Consider the following 16,962-nt stretch of genomic DNA (forward strand, 5'->3'; position numbering starts at 1 on the left):
CTGAGCTCGTTTCCCCCTTTTCCCCAGGCCCTACGACGGCTGTTTTTGTTTTTTATTTTTTAAATCCATAAGAACCAAACAGCCGAACAGAGGCTCCCGAACCGTTGGCCATTGCACTTCCCCTCAGCCTGTGAAACCGTGGGACACCTCAGCGCGCTCAGGTCTTCAGGACGATGAAGGTGGTCTGTTCACAGTCCGAACTGAATAGCGCTCTGCAATTGGTGAGCCGTGCAGTCGCCACACGCCCCACGCACCCGGTTCTTGCCAATGTGTTGCTCACCGCCGATGCCGGCAGCAACCGCCTCAGCCTGACCGGTTTTGACCTGAACCTGGGAATTCAGACGTCCCTCGCCGCCAGTGTGGAAACCAGCGGGGCCATCACACTGCCGGCCCGGCTGCTGGGAGAGATCGTGTCGCGCTTGTCCAGCGATTCTCCGGTCACCCTCGCCGTAGACGATTCCGGTGAGCAGGTTCAGCTCACCAGCCTCAGCGGCAGTTATCAGATGCGCGGCATGAGTGCCGACGACTACCCCGATCTTCCGATGGTGGAGAGCGGCATGACGCTCAAGCTGCAACCTGAACGCTTGGTGCAGGCTCTCAAAGGCACCCTGTTTGCCAGCAGTGCTGATGAAGCGAAGCAACTGCTCACCGGCGTGCATCTCAAGTTCAACCAGCGGGCTCTGGAAGCGGCTGCCACCGATGGTCACCGCCTTGCCGTGCTCAATGTTGAAGATGCCCTGCAGGATGCGGCCTTGACCGATGCGGTGGACGACGACGGTTTCGCCGTGACACTTCCATCGCGCTCACTTCGGGAGGTGGAGCGGCTGATGGCGTCCTGGCGGTCCGATGAACCGGTCAGTTTGTTCTGTGATCGGGGCCAGGTGGTGTTTCTTGCGGCCGATCAAATGGTCACCAGCCGCACCTTGGAAGGCACCTATCCCAATTACGGCCAGCTGATCCCTGACGGTTTCACCCGCACCTTTGGAATGGACCGTCGCGCCCTGATCGCTGCTTTGGAGCGGATTGCTGTGCTCGCTGATCAACACAACAACGTTGTGAAATTCAGCAGCCAGCCCGAGGACGGTGTTGTCCAGATCAGTGCCGATGCGCAGGATGTGGGCAGTGGCTCTGAATCGCTTCCCTCCAACTTGGAGGGTGACGCCATGCAGATTGCCTTCAATGTTCGCTATCTGCTGGATGGCCTGAAAGCCATGGGCTCTGATCGGATTGTTCTGCACTGCAACGCTCCCACCACGCCGGCTGTGCTCCGTTCCGAGGAAGCGTCCGAAGCCTTCACCTATCTGGTGATGCCTGTTCAGATTCGTTCCTGATGTGTCGCTACCGGATCAGCTGCTCCTCAGTGATCTACTGAGTCATACGGTTCGTTGTGATCTGGGTCTGGATCACGGGCCTGGGGTCATGGCCTGGATGCATCCGCCGGTGCATCGTCTTCTGGGCTGGGTCAGCCGTCCATCGGCCCTGCGCATGTCACGGGATGTCTGGCGTTTGAACCAGTGTTGTGGTTTGAGCGATCAACAGGTGTTTGTCCGTGGCGAGCCGGCGGTTACTGATCAGGTGACCCTGGAGCGCTTGCCCACGCTGATGGATGCAGCATTGCTGGACCGTGACGGTGAGCGGATCGGCAGCGTTGTGGACCTTGATTTTCGACCTGCCGATGGCGCGATTCTTCACTACCTGATCGCCCGCAGCGACCCGCGTTTGCCGGGGAGTTCCCGATGGCGTTTGGCTCCCGATCGCATCCTTGATCAACAACCGGGTCAGATCCAAACCGGCCTGATGGGATTGGACGATCTGCCCATGGCCCGCGCCAGCGTTCGGCACGATCTGCTCCAACGCACCCAACACTGGCGGGACCAGTTGCGTTCCATGGGTGATCGGGCCAGCGATCGCCTGGAGGGTTGGTTGGACGACTCGCCCATCGATGAGCTGCGATCGGAAAGCGTGCGCTTCAGATCCGACGACGAGGACGAACCAAGAGAGGTGTCTGGACCTGAAGTCTGGGATGACGAAAGCTGGGATGAAACCCCCTCTCGCCGCCGTCGCGAGGACGAAGATCCCTGGGTCTGACGGGCGGTCGGCAACACTGGGGGGAGGTGCTCCGCGATTCGTGGTTTCCTCCCCTGCGTACGACATAGCTGCAGCCCTGAAGCAGGAAGGGCTCAAGCCCAGTGACTGGGATGAGATCTGTCGGCGTCTCGGCCGCGAGCCGAATCGAGCCGAACTGGGCATGTTCGGTGTGATGTGGTCCGAACACTGCTGTTATCGCAATTCCCGGCCTTTGCTGAGTGGCTTCCCCACGGAGGGACCACGCATCCTTGTTGGACCCGGCGAAAACGCTGGTGTGGTGGATCTCGGCGGGGGCCATCGGTTGGCCTTCAAGATCGAAAGCCATAACCACCCCTCCGCCGTCGAACCCTTTCAGGGGGCGGCCACAGGGGTGGGCGGCATCCTGCGTGACATCTTCACGATGGGGGCCCGTCCGATTGCGCTGCTGAACGCTCTGCGCTTCGGCCCTCTTGAGGATCCCGCCAACGTAGGCCTGATGGAAGGCGTTGTGGCCGGCATTGCCCATTACGGCAACTGCGTAGGGGTGCCGACGGTGGGTGGCGAGGTGGCTTTTGATTCCTCCTATTCCGGCAATCCGCTGGTGAATGCCATGGCCCTTGGCCTGATGGAGACCGAGGAGATCGTCAAATCCGGTGCGATCGGCGTCGGCAATCCTGTGGTGTACGTGGGCAGCACCACCGGTCGGGACGGCATGGGGGGAGCCAGCTTTGCCAGTGCTGAGCTCAGTGCAGATTCCTTGGATGATCGTCCTGCCGTGCAAGTGGGCGATCCGTTTTTGGAGAAAGGGCTGATCGAAGCCTGCCTTGAGGCCTTCGCCAGTGGCGATGTTGTGGCTGCTCAGGACATGGGCGCCGCTGGTCTCACCTGCAGCTGTTCGGAAATGGCTGCCAAAGGGGGCCTGGGGGTGGAACTGGATCTGGACCGTGTTCCGGCCCGTGAAACCGGGATGACGGCTTACGAGTTCCTGTTGTCGGAATCCCAGGAACGGATGTTGTTCGTGGTGAAGGCCGGCCGGGAGGACGCCTTGATGCAGCGCTTCCGTCGCTGGGGCCTGCAGGCGGCGGTTGTGGGCAAGGTGCTCCAGGAACCGATTGTGCGGGTGTTGCATCACGGTGCCGTCGCCGCTGAGGTGCCGGCCACGGCTCTTGCCGATGACACTCCAATCGAAAAACATGCTCTGTTGCAGGAGCCCCCGGCAGACCTTCAGGCGCTCTGGAGTTGGACCGAGCAGGAGCTTCCGGAGCTGAGTGATGCAGCGGCAGCCCTGCTTCAGCTTCTGGATGACCCCACCATTGCGAGCAAGCAGTGGGTTCACCGTCAGTACGACCAGCAGGTGCTGGCCAACACGGTGGTCTCGTCTGGAGCCGCTGATGCCGCCGTGGTGCGGTTGAGACCTCAGCAAGGCGATGGATCTATGGCCGCATCCAATCGTGGTGTTGCTGCCACGGTGGACTGCCCCAACCGTTGGGTTGCCCTGGATCCCGAACGCGGCGCTCAGGCGGCCGTTGCCGAAGCGGCACGCAACCTGAGTTGTGTGGGGGCGGAGCCCCTGGCGGTAACCGACAACCTCAATTTCCCGTCACCGGAAACACCCAAGGGCTTCTGGCAGCTGGCCATGGCCTGCCGCGGGATCTCCGATGCCTGCCGTGCCCTCAACACCCCCGTTACTGGAGGCAATGTCTCGCTCTACAACGAGACCAAACAGGACGACGGCACGATGCAACCGATCCACCCCACGCCGGTGATCGGCATGGTTGGTGGTGTGGATGACATCAGCCGTGTGACTGGCTTGGCCTGGCAACAGCCTGGCGATGCGATTTTCCTTATCGGTGTTCCGCCAGAGGATGGTGCCGATCCCAGCCTTGGTTTGGCCGGCAGTGCTTATCAGCAGCAGACCCTTGGCTCCTTGGCCGGACGACCGCCCAAGCCCGATCTTGCCCTCGAAGCAGCGGTGGGGCATTTGGTGCGTGAGGCCATTGCTCAAGGTTTGTTGGCCTCGGCCCACGATTGCAGTGATGGCGGCTTGGCCGTGGCGTTGGCCGAATCCTGCATCGCTTCTGATCTGGGCATCAGCGTGACCTTGTCCACAAGCTCAGCGCGCCTGGAGCGGGTTCTGTTCGCCGAAGGTGGCAGCCGGGTGATTGTGTCGGTGAATGCAGCATCCCTCCCTGCATGGGAGCAGTTGATCGGATCCAAGCCAGCGCTTTGCGTCACCCAGCTGGGCAGCGTGACTGCGGAGCCTCGATTGGTGATCCGATCCGAATCAGCCGTTCAGCTTGATCTTGAGGTGCAACGCTGTGCTGCTGTTTTCCGTGATGCGTTGCCCCGAAGGATGCATTCGGAGTGATTGAGTCAGGCGTTGCCTGACGGTCGTTTCTCTTCCTTATCTCTCTGACTTCGGATTCATCATGTGCGGCATTATCGGAATGTTCTGTGTTGACTCGGTCAACCAACAGATCTACGACAATCTGCTTCTGCTTCAGCACCGCGGTCAGGACTCGGCAGGGATTGTCACGATGGACAATCACACCTTCCACGTGCACAAACAAAGGGGACGTGTGCGTGAAGCCTTTCGCACAAGAGACATGCGAAAACTGCTGGGCAATGCCGGGATCGGTCATGTTCGTTATGCCACCCGTGGAGCTGCTGCGTCAGAAGAGGAAGTTCAGCCGTTCTATGTGAATGCCCCCTATGGCATCACGTTTGTTCACAACGGCAATCTCACCAACACCCTTCAGCTTGAGCAGGATCTGTTCAAGATTGATCGTCGTCACACCAATTCCACCAGCGATACGGAGATGCTGGTCAATGTGTTGGCCACGGAGATTCAATCCCAACTGACAGGACGTGATTTAACACCGGATCAGTTGTTTGATGCGGTGGCATCACTCCATCACCGCGTTCAGGGCTCCTACGCGGCGATCGCTTTGATTGCGGGCCACGGAATGCTGGCCTTCCGGGATCCCTACGGAATTCGGCCTTTGATTCTCGGCAGGCGGTTGTCTGACCAGGGTCGTGAGGAGTGGATTGTCGCCAGTGAATCCCTGGTGATTGAAAACAGTGGCTACGAGATCGTTCGCGATGTTGATCCCGGTGAGGCGGTGTTCATCGACGCTGATTCGAACTTGCACCAGCGTCAGTGTGCTGAGTCTCCTCGTTTGATTCCCTGTGCTTTTGAGTATGTGTATTTGGCGCGGCCGGATTCCGTTATGAACGGCATATCGGTGTACGAGTCGCGTTTACGGATGGGTGATCGTCTGGCTCAAACCATTGCTGAAACATTGCCGGCTGGTGATATTGATGTTGTGATGCCGATTCCTGATTCAGCAAGACCTTCGGCGATGCAGGTGGCGAAGCAATTGGGTCTTGAGTATCGAGAAGGGTTTTACAAAAACCGTTATGTCGGCCGCACTTTCATCATGCCGGGTCAAGCTGAAAGGAAGAAGTCAGTGCGTCAGAAGCTCAATGCTCTCGGAACTGAATTCGCCGGGAAGAATGTTCTGATTGTCGATGATTCGATTGTTCGTGGAACAACATCCCGCGAGATTGTTCAGATGGCACGCAGCGCTGGTGCAAACAAGGTAACGTTCACGTCGGCTGCTCCACCGGTTCGCTATCCCAATGTTTATGGGATCAACATGCCAACCCGGGCGGAACTCCTTGCCCACGGCCGAACCAGTGAGCAGATCTCAGATGTTCTCGGGGCCGATCATGTTGTTTATCAGACCGTTGAGAATTTGTTGGAAAGCATTGTGGAGAACACTGAGATCAAGGATCTCGAGATGTCTTGTTTCGACGGCCACTATGTGACCGGTGGAATCGATGAAGATTATTTCCAGTGGTTGGAGCAGAATTGCCGCTCCTGATCGGATCGGGGCTCAGGGATTCGGTTGAATGGCGTTGATCACATCAACGATCGCCTCTCCTTTCTGAAGAGATGCCTGTTCTGTGAGTTTGTATCCGGGTTTTGAGATGTTGATGTTGTCCGCATCCAGGCGCCCATGACGATCCTTGCTGGTGCGTACACCAACAAGACGGGCTCCGGTGCTGATGCCCACCAGGCGATCAGATTCCGCATCAATCTGCACCGCCATGCTGCCGAGATCGCCCCGCTGGTTGTAGCGCAGGCCTGAACAGTCGATTCGCCCGATCATTCCCTGCCTGGTGATCAGCATCAGTGGTGCCTGTTCCGTGCAGACGGCTCCAACGATCTGTTCCCCCGGGAGCAATCGCATGGTCATGGGTCCCTGTGCCAATCGACCCATCAACGGAAGTGAATCTTCTGTGACTTGCAGTCTCAGCAGGCGACCGATGTCGCTGATCAGCACCAGTGTTCCCTGATCGCGGCAGATCACTGCACTGTTGAGCTCGACTCCCTCTTTCAACTTGAGAACGCTGGTGGCTCGACCGGAAAGGTCCACCACTTCGCTGAGGGGGAGCCGCTTAAAGCGTCCATCGCTGCTGAGCAAGCCCAGACTCAAGTCGTCGATGTTTTGGCTGGGCAGCGACAGCAGCGAAACGATGGGGTCGCCGTCGAGGCCCGTAGGTAGGAACCGTTCAATCGGGCCGGGTTGCTGTCCAGCAAATTCCCAGCGCACCTGGGCGATGCGTCCTCCCGCACTCACCGCCAACAGTCGTGGTGGTGGCTCGATCGGAAGGATCACCCGTGCCGGAGATGGTGCATCACCAATGGGGGAAGGATCATTGAGGTGCAGTCGTCCCAGCACCTGGGGGGTGACGATTTTCACTTGACCATCGGCCTGGATCAGCACCCGACCATCTCCGGGCAGTGCAGCCAGGGCCTGCTGACGCAGCAGTTCCGTGTTCGGCCGTTGGCTGGCTGCCCGTTCGGCCATCAGGGCGTCCCCGCCCTCCACCAGGCGGGTTCGCCGCGGGGTGCTGAAGCGTTTTTTCAAGGCCTTGAGCTCCGTCACCATCGCGTCCAGCAGCTGATCCCGGTTGTCCAGGAGCAACTTCAGGCGTTGGCGTTCCGCTCGAAGCTCATCCAGCTCCTGGCGCAGGCTTTCCTGTTCGAGTCCGGTCAGGCGCCTCAGGGGCATGGCCAACACCGCATCCGCCTGCCGTTCGCTGAGGTCGAGGCGCACCATCAGGCTGGCGCGGGCTGAGGCGGCGTCATTCGCCTCCTGAATCATCGCGATCACAGCCTGAAGGTTGTTCAGGGCTGTGATCAGTCCTTCCACCACCTCAAGCCGGTCTTCGGTCTTGCGCAGGGCATGGCTGGTGCGCCGGATCAGGGTCAGTTCCCTGAAATCGAGGAAGGTCTGCAGCAGTTGGCGCAGCGATAGTTGCTGGGGTTGTCCATCCACCAGGGCGAGAAGGATGGCTCCGAAGTTGCTCTGCAGTGCCGTTCGCCGTTGCAGATCCTTCAGCACCTTCTCGGGATCTGCATCGCGACGCAGCTCCACCACCACACGCATGCCTTCGCGGTCGCTTTCGTCGCGGATGTCGGCTATTCCGCCGATTTTTCCGTCGTTGACGGACTCCGCCAGTTTTTCAATCCAGCCGGCTTTGCTGAGCTGGTACGGCAGTTCGGTGACGACCACGGCATTGCGTTTGTGGCGCCCTTTGCCCGGTTGCACCTCTTCGGTGTGGGCCACGCCGCGCATCGGGATGCTGCCGCGTCCATGCAGGTAGGTGTCCCGCAGGCCTGAGCTGATTAGTACTTCACCGCCTGTGGGGAAGTCGGGCCCTGGGATCAGTTCCAGCAGTTTTTCGTCACTCAGCTCCGGTTTGCGGATCAGGGCGATCAGGCCATCCACCACCTCTCCCAGGTTGTGCGGGGGAATGCTGGTGGCCATGCCAACGGCGATGCCGGAGCAGCCGTTCAGCAGCAGGAAGGGAAGCTGGGCTGGAAGAACGGTGGGTTCCTGTTGGGACCCATCGAAGTTCGGTGCGAAATCAACCGTGTCCTCACCGATCTCCTCCAGCATCGCCTGGTGAGAGATCGGCGCCAGGCGGGTTTCGGTGTACCGCATGGCCGCCGGTGGGTCGTCATCCACCGAGCCGAAATTGCCATGGCCGTCGAGCAGTGGATGACGGCTGGCGAAGCTCTGAACAAGCCGCACCAAGGCGTCGTAAACGGCCTGATCACCGTGGGGGTGGTATTTGCCGAGGACGTCACCGACAACCCTCGCGCATTTCCGATAGGGACGGTCTGGGGTGAGCCCCAGTTCCTGCATCGCGTACAGAATCCGCCGCTGGACGGGTTTGAGACCATCGCGGGCATCGGGCAACGCCCGACCCACGATCACGCTCATCGCGTATTCGAGGTAGGAGCGCTGCATCTCCTGATGCAGGGCGATCGGTTCAACGCGCTCCTCAGCCATTCGGTCTGTCGCTCTCCGGCCGGAAGGCGCTCAGCCTACAGATGATCACTGGCTTTTCTTCCACGTTGCGTTGGCTTGGGCTCGTTCCACGCTGTTGGTGAGCTGCGGCTCGCTCAGCAATTCTGCCGTCGCCTCACGGATGCGCACACCCCAAAGCTGTTCGGCTTGATGCAGGGGCAGGACGTAGTTGGGGTTCTTGGCCAACGCCGTGGAAGCCAGCTGGATCGCCTCGGTCTGCTCACCCCGTTGATGCAGAGCAGTGGCCAGGGCCAGCATGGGTTCGGCGTTGTTTTCAATTTTCAGAACAGCGCGCCACCTGCGAATCGCCTCATCAAGATCTCCCATTTCGTAAAGCACCAGGGCCTGGTTGTTCAGGGCTTCCCAGAACTCCGGCTTCAGGGCTGTGGCTTGTTCGAACGACTTCAGGGCTAGCGGTAGTTCGCCCTGCATGATCCTGGCGTTGCCGAGGTCGAAATAGGCCGAAGCGTTGTTCGGATCCAGTTGGAGTCCGCGGGTAATCAAGGGAACGGCATCGTCCGGTCGCTCTGCCCGCAGGGCAATCGCTGCTTCTGCGAACCAAAGCCCTGCTTTTTCTGGTTTCAGAAACTTGGAGCGGGCCAGAGACCGACTGGCTCCTTCAAGGTCGTCGCTGCGGAGTTGAGCCTCCGCCAGGATCGACCAGAACCGTTCATCGTTTGGATTGAGTTGAACAGCTAGGGCTGCAAGTTTTGCTGCTTGTTCAGGTTGCCCCAGCTGAAGCAGCTGTGCAGCGGTCCGACCGATGCCGATCGATGAGCCCTTGAGTTCCTCTTCAGTGGGCAGATAGACGTAGGGGATCAGGGCGTTGGCTGCTGGGGCGCCGAACCAACCCCCCAGAACGACCAGTGCAGCCGCCAGCGTTCGACGCAAGCCAATTCGACGCAGCACTGGAGCGAGGGTGGAGTCGTTAAATCGTAGGTGTGGGATCCGGTTGTGCCGCAGCGGCGTTGCGACGCCACATCCAGGGTTTGATCCGTCGCAACGCCGATCCCCGCAGGTTTTGGTCCCAGACGCTGTCGTCCCAGCTCTGAATCTGCTCTTTTTGCAGATTCAGCAGCCATGGACGTGGCTGCACCTCGGGATCACTGCTCTGGGGCAATCTTCGGTGGTTCCAGGGGCAGACGTCCTGGCAGATGTCACACCCTGCCACCCACGGTCCAAGGGCGGCGCGAATGTTCTCCGGTAAGTCGTCCTCACGGTTTTCGATCGTGTGAAAGGCCAGGCAACGCCTTGCATCCACCACAAAAGGTTCGCGGATCGCATCCGTGGGGCAGGCATCGATGCAGGCACTGCAGCGTCCACAGAGGCTGCGCGCTGGTGGGTCGGCGTTCAAGGGCTCCGTTGTCAGCAGATGGCCGATCACCATCCAGGAGCCCCGTTCGGGGTGAATCAGGTTGCTGTGCTTGCCGATCCAGCCCAGGCCGGCTTCCTCAGCCCAGGCCTTGTCCAGCAGCGGTGTGGAGTCAACACAGGCGCGCCAGCCGCAGTCGGGCCGTTGTTCCGTAAGCCAGCGACCGATTCGTCGCAGCCGTTGATCAACAACCCGGTGATAGTCCCGCCCCCAGCCGTAGCGGGCGACTTTGAGGGAGCCGGGGGAGGGTTGAGCGTCGACGTAATAGTTGAGGCCAACGGCGAGCACGCTGTTGGCTCCGTCCAACAGCAGCCTGGGGTCTCGCCGACGGGGGGCGGCCATCCAGGCCATGTCAGCTTGATGACCATGGTCCAACCAGCGCTGCAGGGCGTTGGTGCGCAGCTGCAGCCTTGGACTTCCCGGGATTCTGGCAATGCCAACGGGATTGAACCCTTCCTCAGCGGCGCGGCGCTTCAGAGCCTCGCTTAATCGAGTTTGTTGATCGGTGACATGCCCTTGCATCGACCTTAAGGTTGGGCGCTTATCAGCATCTTCTCTGTGACCGGCACTGAGACAGGACGGGTTGCTCCCTTGCTGCGCTGGCTTGGTTTGACCCTCGTGGTGATCCTCGTCCTGCAGATGCTTGCTGTTCTTGTCGGTGTCGACTGGGGTGCGGATGCTCCACGCCCGCAGGTCACCGGACCGCTGGTGGCCCTTGCTCCCCTGGGATTTGCCGGTTTGTTGATCTGCCTGGTCGGATCAAGGCTGGATCATCCCCATCAGCAGCGCACTCCTTTGCGTCTGCTGATCGCCGTCCTTTCTGCGCTGTTGGCCCTCGGCATGGTGATTGCCGTGCCCATCTCCCTGGATGGGGGTGCCGGTGACCTGGCCCGTCAGCGCAATCTGGACCAGGGCCGCGAAGCGCTGAAGGATGCTCGAGCCTTCCGCTCCGATGCAGCGCAGGTCACCTCCCTTGGTGAGCAGCTGGCCCAGGCCGGTCAGCTCGCTGCCGATGCTACGGAGGACGACAAGCTGCGGGCGGCACAAAAGATGGTGGACGATCAGATCGCCCAGATGGAGGCTCAGCTCAAGACCTTTGAGGCTGGCCAGGCCCGTGAATCCCAGCAGCGGTTCATCGGTGGAACCATCACGGCTGTGGTTCTTGCGATTGCGTTTGCGCTCCTTGCGTTCACGGCAGTGCTCTGACCGCTGGTTAGGTTGGTCAGACTTCACTCAAAGCTGGGCGCAGTAGCTCCTTGGTCCAGTCCAATCCCAGACCTGATCTGCCGCTGTCCGCAAGGCTTCGGCAGGATCTGAAAAACGACCTGATTGCAGGGTTGCTGGTGGTCATCCCGCTGGCGACAACGATTTGGCTGTCAACGATCGTCAGTCGCTTTGTTCTGGCGTTCCTGACCTCGATTCCGAAGCAGTTCAATCCGTTCATCACCCTGAATCCACTGCTTCAGGATCTGATCAATCTGGCCCTCGGTCTCACGGTGCCTCTGATGGGCATCCTTCTGATCGGCCTGATGGCCCGAAACATCGTTGGTCGCTGGCTGTTGGAGTTCGGTGAAGGCACCTTGAGCCGGATTCCCCTGGCTGGATCGGTCTACAAGACGCTGAAGCAGCTGCTTGAGACCTTTTTCCGTGACAACTCCTCTCGCTTCCGTCGTGTTGTTCTCGTTGAGTACCCACGGGAGGGATTGTTCAGCGTTGGTTTTGTCACCGGGGAGGTGGGGCCTTCCCTTCAATCCGATCTGAAGGAGCCCCTGTTGAGTGTGTTCATTCCCACCGCTCCGAATCCCACCACCGGTTGGTACACCCTTGTTCCAGCTGGATCCGTCCGAGAGCTTGAGATCAGCGTTGAAGAAGCTTTCCGAACGATCATTTCGGCCGGCATCGTCAACCCCGATGATCGTGAAGCTCCTGTGAATCGGAGTTTCTCCAGCCTCATGGCCCAGTTACGGGCTTCTGCATCTCCTTCCAGCTGAGTCATGGCCACACGATCCCTTACACGCGAGCTGGCCTTGCTGGTGCTTGGTCAGGTGCCGGAACAGAAGTCAGCCTCAGTCGCTGACCTGGCCCTTGATTCGATCCTGGACCAGGCCCTCGACACCCTCACCCAGCACTGGCGTGAGTCGCTTGATGCCAGTGCTTCAGAGCTCGATCAAGCGCAGCAGTCTCTGCTGGACAGCGAGCTACAGCAGGGCGAATCAGGAACCCATGACACCGTCCGCACCCATCTGCGCGCCTCTTTGAGTTCCGCTGAACAGGTGCTGAATGGTTTGTCCGCCAGTCTTGAGTTGCCTCGGCTGTTGCTGCTTGGCGACCAGGAGCAGATTCGCCGCGGCGCCATGGAGCGGGTTCAGAAGGTGCTCACCCAGCGCGAGGGCATCGACAAACGGTTGGATCAGGTGATGGAGGGCTGGAGACTGACCCGGCTTCCGCGGATCGATCGAGACATCCTCCGGTTGGCTGTCGTTGACCTGGAAAGCCTGCGTACTCCCGCTCCGGTGGCGTTTAACGAGGCGGTTGAGCTGGCCAACCGTTACAGCGATGAGCAGGGTCGCCGGATGATCAATGGTGTGTTGCGTCGCTTCCATGACGCTCAATCGAAAGCATCGGCCTGATGGTGTTCAACTGGTTCGAACGACAGGCTGAGGAGTCACCGACGCCGGAGCCGACGCCCACCCCCGCGCCGACGCCGGAACCGATGGCTGGTGGGACTGATGCCCCCGTTTCAGCGGCGCCGGAGCCGACTCCAGTTCCTGCAGCCAGTGAGGAAGAGGATGAGGCTCTGGTTTGGGCCCGTGAGGCCTATGCCCGGCTGAAGGCTCAACAACAGGCCGCGGCCTCTGTCGCCGAAGCGGCCCCCCAGCCCACCCCTGCGCCCAGTCCAGAACCAGCGCCTACACCTTCACCAACCCCAACTCCAGGACCGGCACCGTTACCAACGCCGTCCCCGCTCCCGAGTCAGCCACCAAATCCCACGCCGACTCCAGCACCAGCCCCCGGACTGTCGCTGCTGGAGCAGGCCGCGGCTCAACGCCAGCAGCGTCAGCAGGATCTGGATGAACGGGCTCTCGAGGCTCCCCCTGCACCCACGCCGGCTCCCACCCCTGCGCCAGCTGTCGACTCAGAAGAGCCGCAGTTGGGTGACTTTGATCAGGACTTCACCTGGTCTGCCGAAGTGCTTGCGGCCCAGGGCCGTCGCGTCGATCAGGTTTCCCTTGAGGAAATCGATTGGTTGGGTCGGCTGCGCCGCGGCCTTGAAAAGACCCGTCAGGGTTTTGTCACCAGCCTTCTGGAGAATCTCGGTGACGATCCGCTGACGCCGGAGGTTCTCGACGATCTCGAAACCCTGTTGCTCCGGGCTGATGCCGGCGTCCAGGCCACCGATCAGGTGCTGGATGCCCTGCGTCAGCGGATGAATGAGGAGGTGGTTGATCCTGCCGAGGGAATTCGCTTCCTCAAGGAACAGCTGCGTGGCCTGCTGGATGCCCCGATCCAGGCCAGTGGTGTTCCTCTTCTGGCGCCCGAACGGGATCGCCTCAACATCTGGTTGATGGTGGGGGTGAATGGGGTTGGTAAGACCACCACCCTTGGAAAACTTGCCAATCTTGCTGTTCGCAGCGGCTATTCGGCTCTGATCGCGGCCGCCGACACCTTCCGGGCTGCAGCCGTCCAGCAGGTTGAGGTCTGGGGAGAGCGCAGTGATGTTCCAGTGGTGTCCAACCCCAGCAGCAATGCCGATCCCGCTGCCGTTGTCTTCGACGCGATTGGTGCCGCTCGCTCGCGCAAGTCTGATCTGCTGTTGGTGGACACCGCCGGACGCTTGCAGACCAAGCACAACCTGATGGAGGAACTCCAAAAAGTCAGAAAAATCATCGACCGTTTGGCGCCGGAGGCGAAGGTTGAATCCCTGCTGGTTCTTGATGCCAGTCAGGGTCAGAACGGGCTTCGCCAGGCCATGGCCTTTGCCCAGGCGGCCGGCCTCACCGGCGTTGTGATCACCAAACTCGATGGCACGGCCCGTGGCGGCGTCGCGCTGGCGGTGTCGTCTGAGGCTGGATTGCCGATTCGTTTCATCGGCGCTGGAGAAGGAATTCGCGATTTGCGTCCCTTCAACAGTTTTGAATTCGTTGAGGCTCTGCTGGCTGGACGCTGAAGCGTTGCTACCTTGCGGACCCTGGGGGTGCGAGGTTGAGCAGCAAGCCGCCCGGACGTCATCCCAGCTCTGCGCAGCGGATCGGGAACCCCTCGCCCGAGGCCATGGCTTCGTTGCGTCAGCTGTTTGACAGCCTCAGCAGCGAGCAGCGCCGTAATCAGGATCTGTTGGTCTCCCTGGGGTTTGCCCTCCGCAGCTTCACCAACCTGCAGCGCTTTCTTGAGCTTGTGCCTGTTGTGGCCTCGCGTCTGGTGGGTGTTGAGGGGGCCTTGCTTGTTCCGTTTCAGTCGGATGGTCGCCTCTGGCGTGATCAGCTGCAGGGGAGTCCAGCTGAGCCGTCCCAGGATCTGTTGCGGCGATTAGCAGCCTTTGAACCCGGCTCTGCCGTGGGCTTCGGCAGCGACGATCAGCAGCTGTTGGCGCTTGACCGGCTGGTGCAACGCTGCCTTCCCAAAGCGGCTTTGTTTGCCACGTCGTTGACGGCCCGTGGTCGGACACGGGGCCGCCTTTATGTGTACGCCCGCAACGGCTCGATGGTCTGGACCGAGGTGCACCGTCGGCACGTTCAGTTGGTGGCGGATCTTGCTGGTGTTGCGATCGAAAACGACCAGATGCTGCAGGACGCCCGCCGGCATGAGCGGGTGGATCGACAACTCAGCATCGGTGCAGAGATTCAGGCCCAGTTGTTGCCGGATCGTTGCCCCGTGATCGAGGGGGTTGATCTGGCCGCGCGTTGTCGGCCTGCGTTTCAGGTGGGCGGTGACTACTATGACTTCATTCCCACCCGACCGGAACTCATCGGTCGACGCCGTGAGCGGGGTCGCTGGGCCCTGGTGATGGGTGATGTCATGGGCAAGGGCGTGCCCGCTGGTTTGCTGATGACGATGCTGCGCGGGATGCTGCGCGCGGAGGTTCTCAGCGGTCTGCCACCGGATCGGATTCTCCACGACCTCAACCAGCTGGCGCAGGAAGACCTGGCGCAGTCGCACCGGTTCGTGACGCTGTTTTATTCCGACCTGGATCCGCGCACGCTGCGGCTGCGTTATGCCAATGCGGCCCACAACCCGCCCCTGCTTTGGCGTGCTGAACGACGGGTGATCATGCGGCTCGATGCGGCTGGGCTTCTGATCGGTCTCCAACCCGAAGCTGAGTTCGCCCTTGGCGAGATTCGCCTTGAACCGGGAGACGTGTTGCTCTACTACACCGATGGCGTCACCGAAGCACCGGGGATCACGGGCGATCGTTTCGACGAAGCGCGGCTGATTCGTGCCCTTGAAACGGCCTGCCGCAGTGGTCAGGGGGCGCAGGGAATACTTGAAAGCCTGTTTGAACGCTTGGACCGTTTTATTGGTCCGGATCGTCAGCTGGAGGATGACGCGTCGCTTGTGGTGCTGAAAGTTCCGGAGGCGGTCACGTTGCCGAGTGTGCAGGGACGGTCAATCGCCTGACAAGCTGAGGAAATCGACGGATGACTTGATGGCTGGTGGGGTGACCGGTGGTGCAGCAGGCACCTGGAGCGATCGTTTTGAGCAGGGTCTGCATCCCTTCATCGAGGCGTTCAACGCCTCCATCGGTTTTGACCTGACTCTTCTTCAGGAGGATCTTGATGGGTCGATCGCCCATGCCCGGATGCTCGCCAGTGTCGGAGTGATCACGGAAGCGGAGGCTGAGCAGCTGGTGGAGGGCCTGGAGACCGTTCGTGCTGAGGCGGCATCCGGCAGTTTCCAGCCCGGCCTTGCTGATGAGGACGTTCATTTCGCTGTGGAACGCCGGCTGATTGCCTTGCTCGGTCCCGTGGGCAAGAAGTTGCACACCGGACGCAGCCGCAACGATCAGGTTGGGACTGACCTACGCCTCTGGGTGCGGCGACGGCTGGATGGCCTGGACCATGATCTGCAGCGGTTGCAGGGGGCGTTGCTGACCCAGGCGGATCGTCATCGCCGCACCATGATTCCCGGGTACACCCACCTGCAGCGGGCTCAGCCGCTCTGTCTCGCCCATCACCTGCTCGCCTATGTCGAGATGCTGGAGCGCGACCGTGAGCGACTTCAGGATGTGCGGAAACGCGTGAACATCTGCCCGCTTGGCGCTGCTGCCCTGGCGGGTACGCCGGTTCCGATTGATCGCCAGCGCACCGCGAAGGAGCTGGGTTTTTCAGCGGTTTATGCCAACAGCCTCGATGCGGTCAGTGACCGTGACTTCTGCGTTGAGTTCTCCGCTGCCGCTTCCTTGGTGATGGTGCACCTCAGCCGTCTGGCGGAAGAGGTGATCGCCTGGGCGTCCGAGGAATTCGGCTTCGTGCGGCTCAGCGACCGCTGTGCCACGGGCAGCAGCCTGATGCCTCAGAAGAAGAATCCCGATGTGCCTGAGTTGGTCCGGGGCAAGACCGGACGGGTCTTCGGACATCTCCAGGGATTGCTGACCATGATCAAGGGTCTTCCTCTGGCCTACAACAAGGATTTTCAGGAAGACAAGGAGGCGCTGTTTGATGCCTTCCGCACAACCCGTGATTGTGTTGAGGCGATGGCGATTTTGTTTGAGGAAGGCCTTGATTTCAGAGTCGAGCGCCTCAATGAAGCGGTGGAGCAGGATTTCTCTAACGCAACGGATGTTGCTGACTATCTGGTGTCTCGCGGTGTTCCATTTCGCGAGGCTTATCAATTGGTCGGTGCTGTCGTCCGGCGCTGTCTAGAGCAGGGATGTCTGTTGCGGGACCTTGATCTGAGTGCCTGGAAGGAACTCCACCCGGCCTTTGAGGCGGATCTGCACGATGCCTTGGCTCCCCGTGCTGTTGTGGCCGCCCGTCGCAGTGAAGGGGGGACAGGATTTGAGCGTGTTGATGAACAGCTTCAGCGCTGGTTACAGCGTTTCAACGGAACTCAGCCGGTGGGATGACTCTCACCCATAACCGGGTCTACGCTTGATCAGCCTGAGGTATGTCACTTCGTTCCGGAGTCATGGCCCGATGG

Annotated in this window: 13 protein-coding genes; 10 read left to right on the forward strand and 3 right to left on the reverse strand. The window is 60.5% G+C overall.

From position 1 onward, the window contains the following. Positions 1-173 precede the first annotated feature (173 nt). The 4 genes from dnaN (at position 174) to purF (ending at position 5,954) form a co-directional block, all read left to right on the forward strand. A complete protein-coding gene (gene dnaN, locus SynRS9907_RS00005) occupies positions 174-1,331 on the forward strand; it encodes a DNA polymerase III subunit beta (protein WP_188021403.1) in 1,158 nt (385 codons plus the stop codon). Position 1,332: 1 nt separating this feature from the next. Continuing rightward, positions 1,333-2,088 carry an RNA methyltransferase gene (locus SynRS9907_RS00010; protein WP_188021404.1) on the forward strand — a complete coding sequence of 252 codons (756 nt, stop codon included), beginning with the start codon at positions 1,333-1,335 and terminating at the stop codon, positions 2,086-2,088. A gap of 40 nt (positions 2,089-2,128) precedes the next feature. Then, the gene (gene purL / locus SynRS9907_RS00015) at positions 2,129-4,435 is read left to right on the forward strand and encodes a phosphoribosylformylglycinamidine synthase subunit PurL (RefSeq protein WP_188021405.1); all 2,307 of its coding nucleotides are present in this window, start codon (positions 2,129-2,131) and stop codon (positions 4,433-4,435) included. Positions 4,436-4,496: 61 nt separating this feature from the next. After that, positions 4,497-5,954: an amidophosphoribosyltransferase gene (gene purF / locus SynRS9907_RS00020; RefSeq protein ID WP_114988814.1), complete on the forward strand. Its 1,458-nt coding sequence runs from the start codon at positions 4,497-4,499 to the stop codon at positions 5,952-5,954. 12 nt (positions 5,955-5,966) lie between these two features. Here the strand turns inward: purF and SynRS9907_RS00025 are convergent, their stop codons facing one another. From SynRS9907_RS00025 to queG, 3 genes are read right to left on the reverse strand one after another with little or no spacing between them, the layout of a single operon-like run. After that, positions 5,967-8,435 carry a DNA topoisomerase (ATP-hydrolyzing) subunit A gene (locus tag SynRS9907_RS00025; protein ID WP_188021406.1) on the reverse strand — a complete coding sequence of 823 codons (2,469 nt, stop codon included), beginning with the start codon at positions 8,433-8,435 and terminating at the stop codon, positions 5,967-5,969. Between the two features lie 45 nt (positions 8,436-8,480). Then, the gene (locus SynRS9907_RS00030; protein ID WP_255445937.1) at positions 8,481-9,344 is read right to left on the reverse strand and encodes a tetratricopeptide repeat protein; all 864 of its coding nucleotides are present in this window, start codon (positions 9,342-9,344) and stop codon (positions 8,481-8,483) included. Positions 9,345-9,381: 37 nt separating this feature from the next. After that, on the reverse strand, positions 9,382-10,347 hold the full coding sequence (gene queG / locus SynRS9907_RS00035) for a tRNA epoxyqueuosine(34) reductase QueG (RefSeq protein WP_188021408.1): 966 nt from the start codon (positions 10,345-10,347) through the stop codon (positions 9,382-9,384). 36 nt (positions 10,348-10,383) lie between these two features. Here queG and SynRS9907_RS00040 point away from each other — a divergent pair, with 36 nt between their 5' ends. Genes SynRS9907_RS00040 through argH form a run of 6 tightly spaced genes read left to right on the forward strand, consistent with a single transcriptional unit; the run spans position 10,384 to position 16,888 of the window. Further along, positions 10,384-11,031 (forward strand): HpsJ family protein, encoded by a 648-nt coding sequence (locus tag SynRS9907_RS00040; RefSeq protein ID WP_188021409.1) that lies wholly within the window; start codon positions 10,384-10,386, stop codon positions 11,029-11,031. Positions 11,032-11,081: 50 nt separating this feature from the next. Further along, positions 11,082-11,816, forward strand: a complete 735-nt coding sequence (locus SynRS9907_RS00045) for a DUF502 domain-containing protein (RefSeq protein WP_006849770.1) — start codon at positions 11,082-11,084, stop codon at positions 11,814-11,816. Between the two features lie 3 nt (positions 11,817-11,819). Continuing rightward, a complete protein-coding gene (gene nusB, locus SynRS9907_RS00050) occupies positions 11,820-12,455 on the forward strand; it encodes a transcription antitermination factor NusB (RefSeq protein ID WP_188021410.1) in 636 nt (211 codons plus the stop codon). Beyond that, the gene (gene ftsY, locus SynRS9907_RS00055) at positions 12,455-13,993 is read left to right on the forward strand and encodes a signal recognition particle-docking protein FtsY (RefSeq protein WP_188021411.1); all 1,539 of its coding nucleotides are present in this window, start codon (positions 12,455-12,457) and stop codon (positions 13,991-13,993) included. Before nusB ends, ftsY begins: the two co-directional genes overlap by 1 nt. Positions 13,994-14,028: 35 nt before the next feature. Next, positions 14,029-15,441 (forward strand): PP2C family protein-serine/threonine phosphatase, encoded by a 1,413-nt coding sequence (locus SynRS9907_RS00060; RefSeq protein WP_188021412.1) that lies wholly within the window; start codon positions 14,029-14,031, stop codon positions 15,439-15,441. Positions 15,442-15,469: 28 nt separating this feature from the next. Then, positions 15,470-16,888: an argininosuccinate lyase gene (gene argH / locus SynRS9907_RS00065; protein WP_188021413.1), complete on the forward strand. Its 1,419-nt coding sequence runs from the start codon at positions 15,470-15,472 to the stop codon at positions 16,886-16,888. Positions 16,889-16,962 lie beyond the last annotated feature (74 nt).

Source organism: Synechococcus sp. RS9907 (assembly GCF_014279615.1).
Lineage (GTDB): Bacteria > Cyanobacteriota > Cyanobacteriia > PCC-6307 > Cyanobiaceae > Parasynechococcus.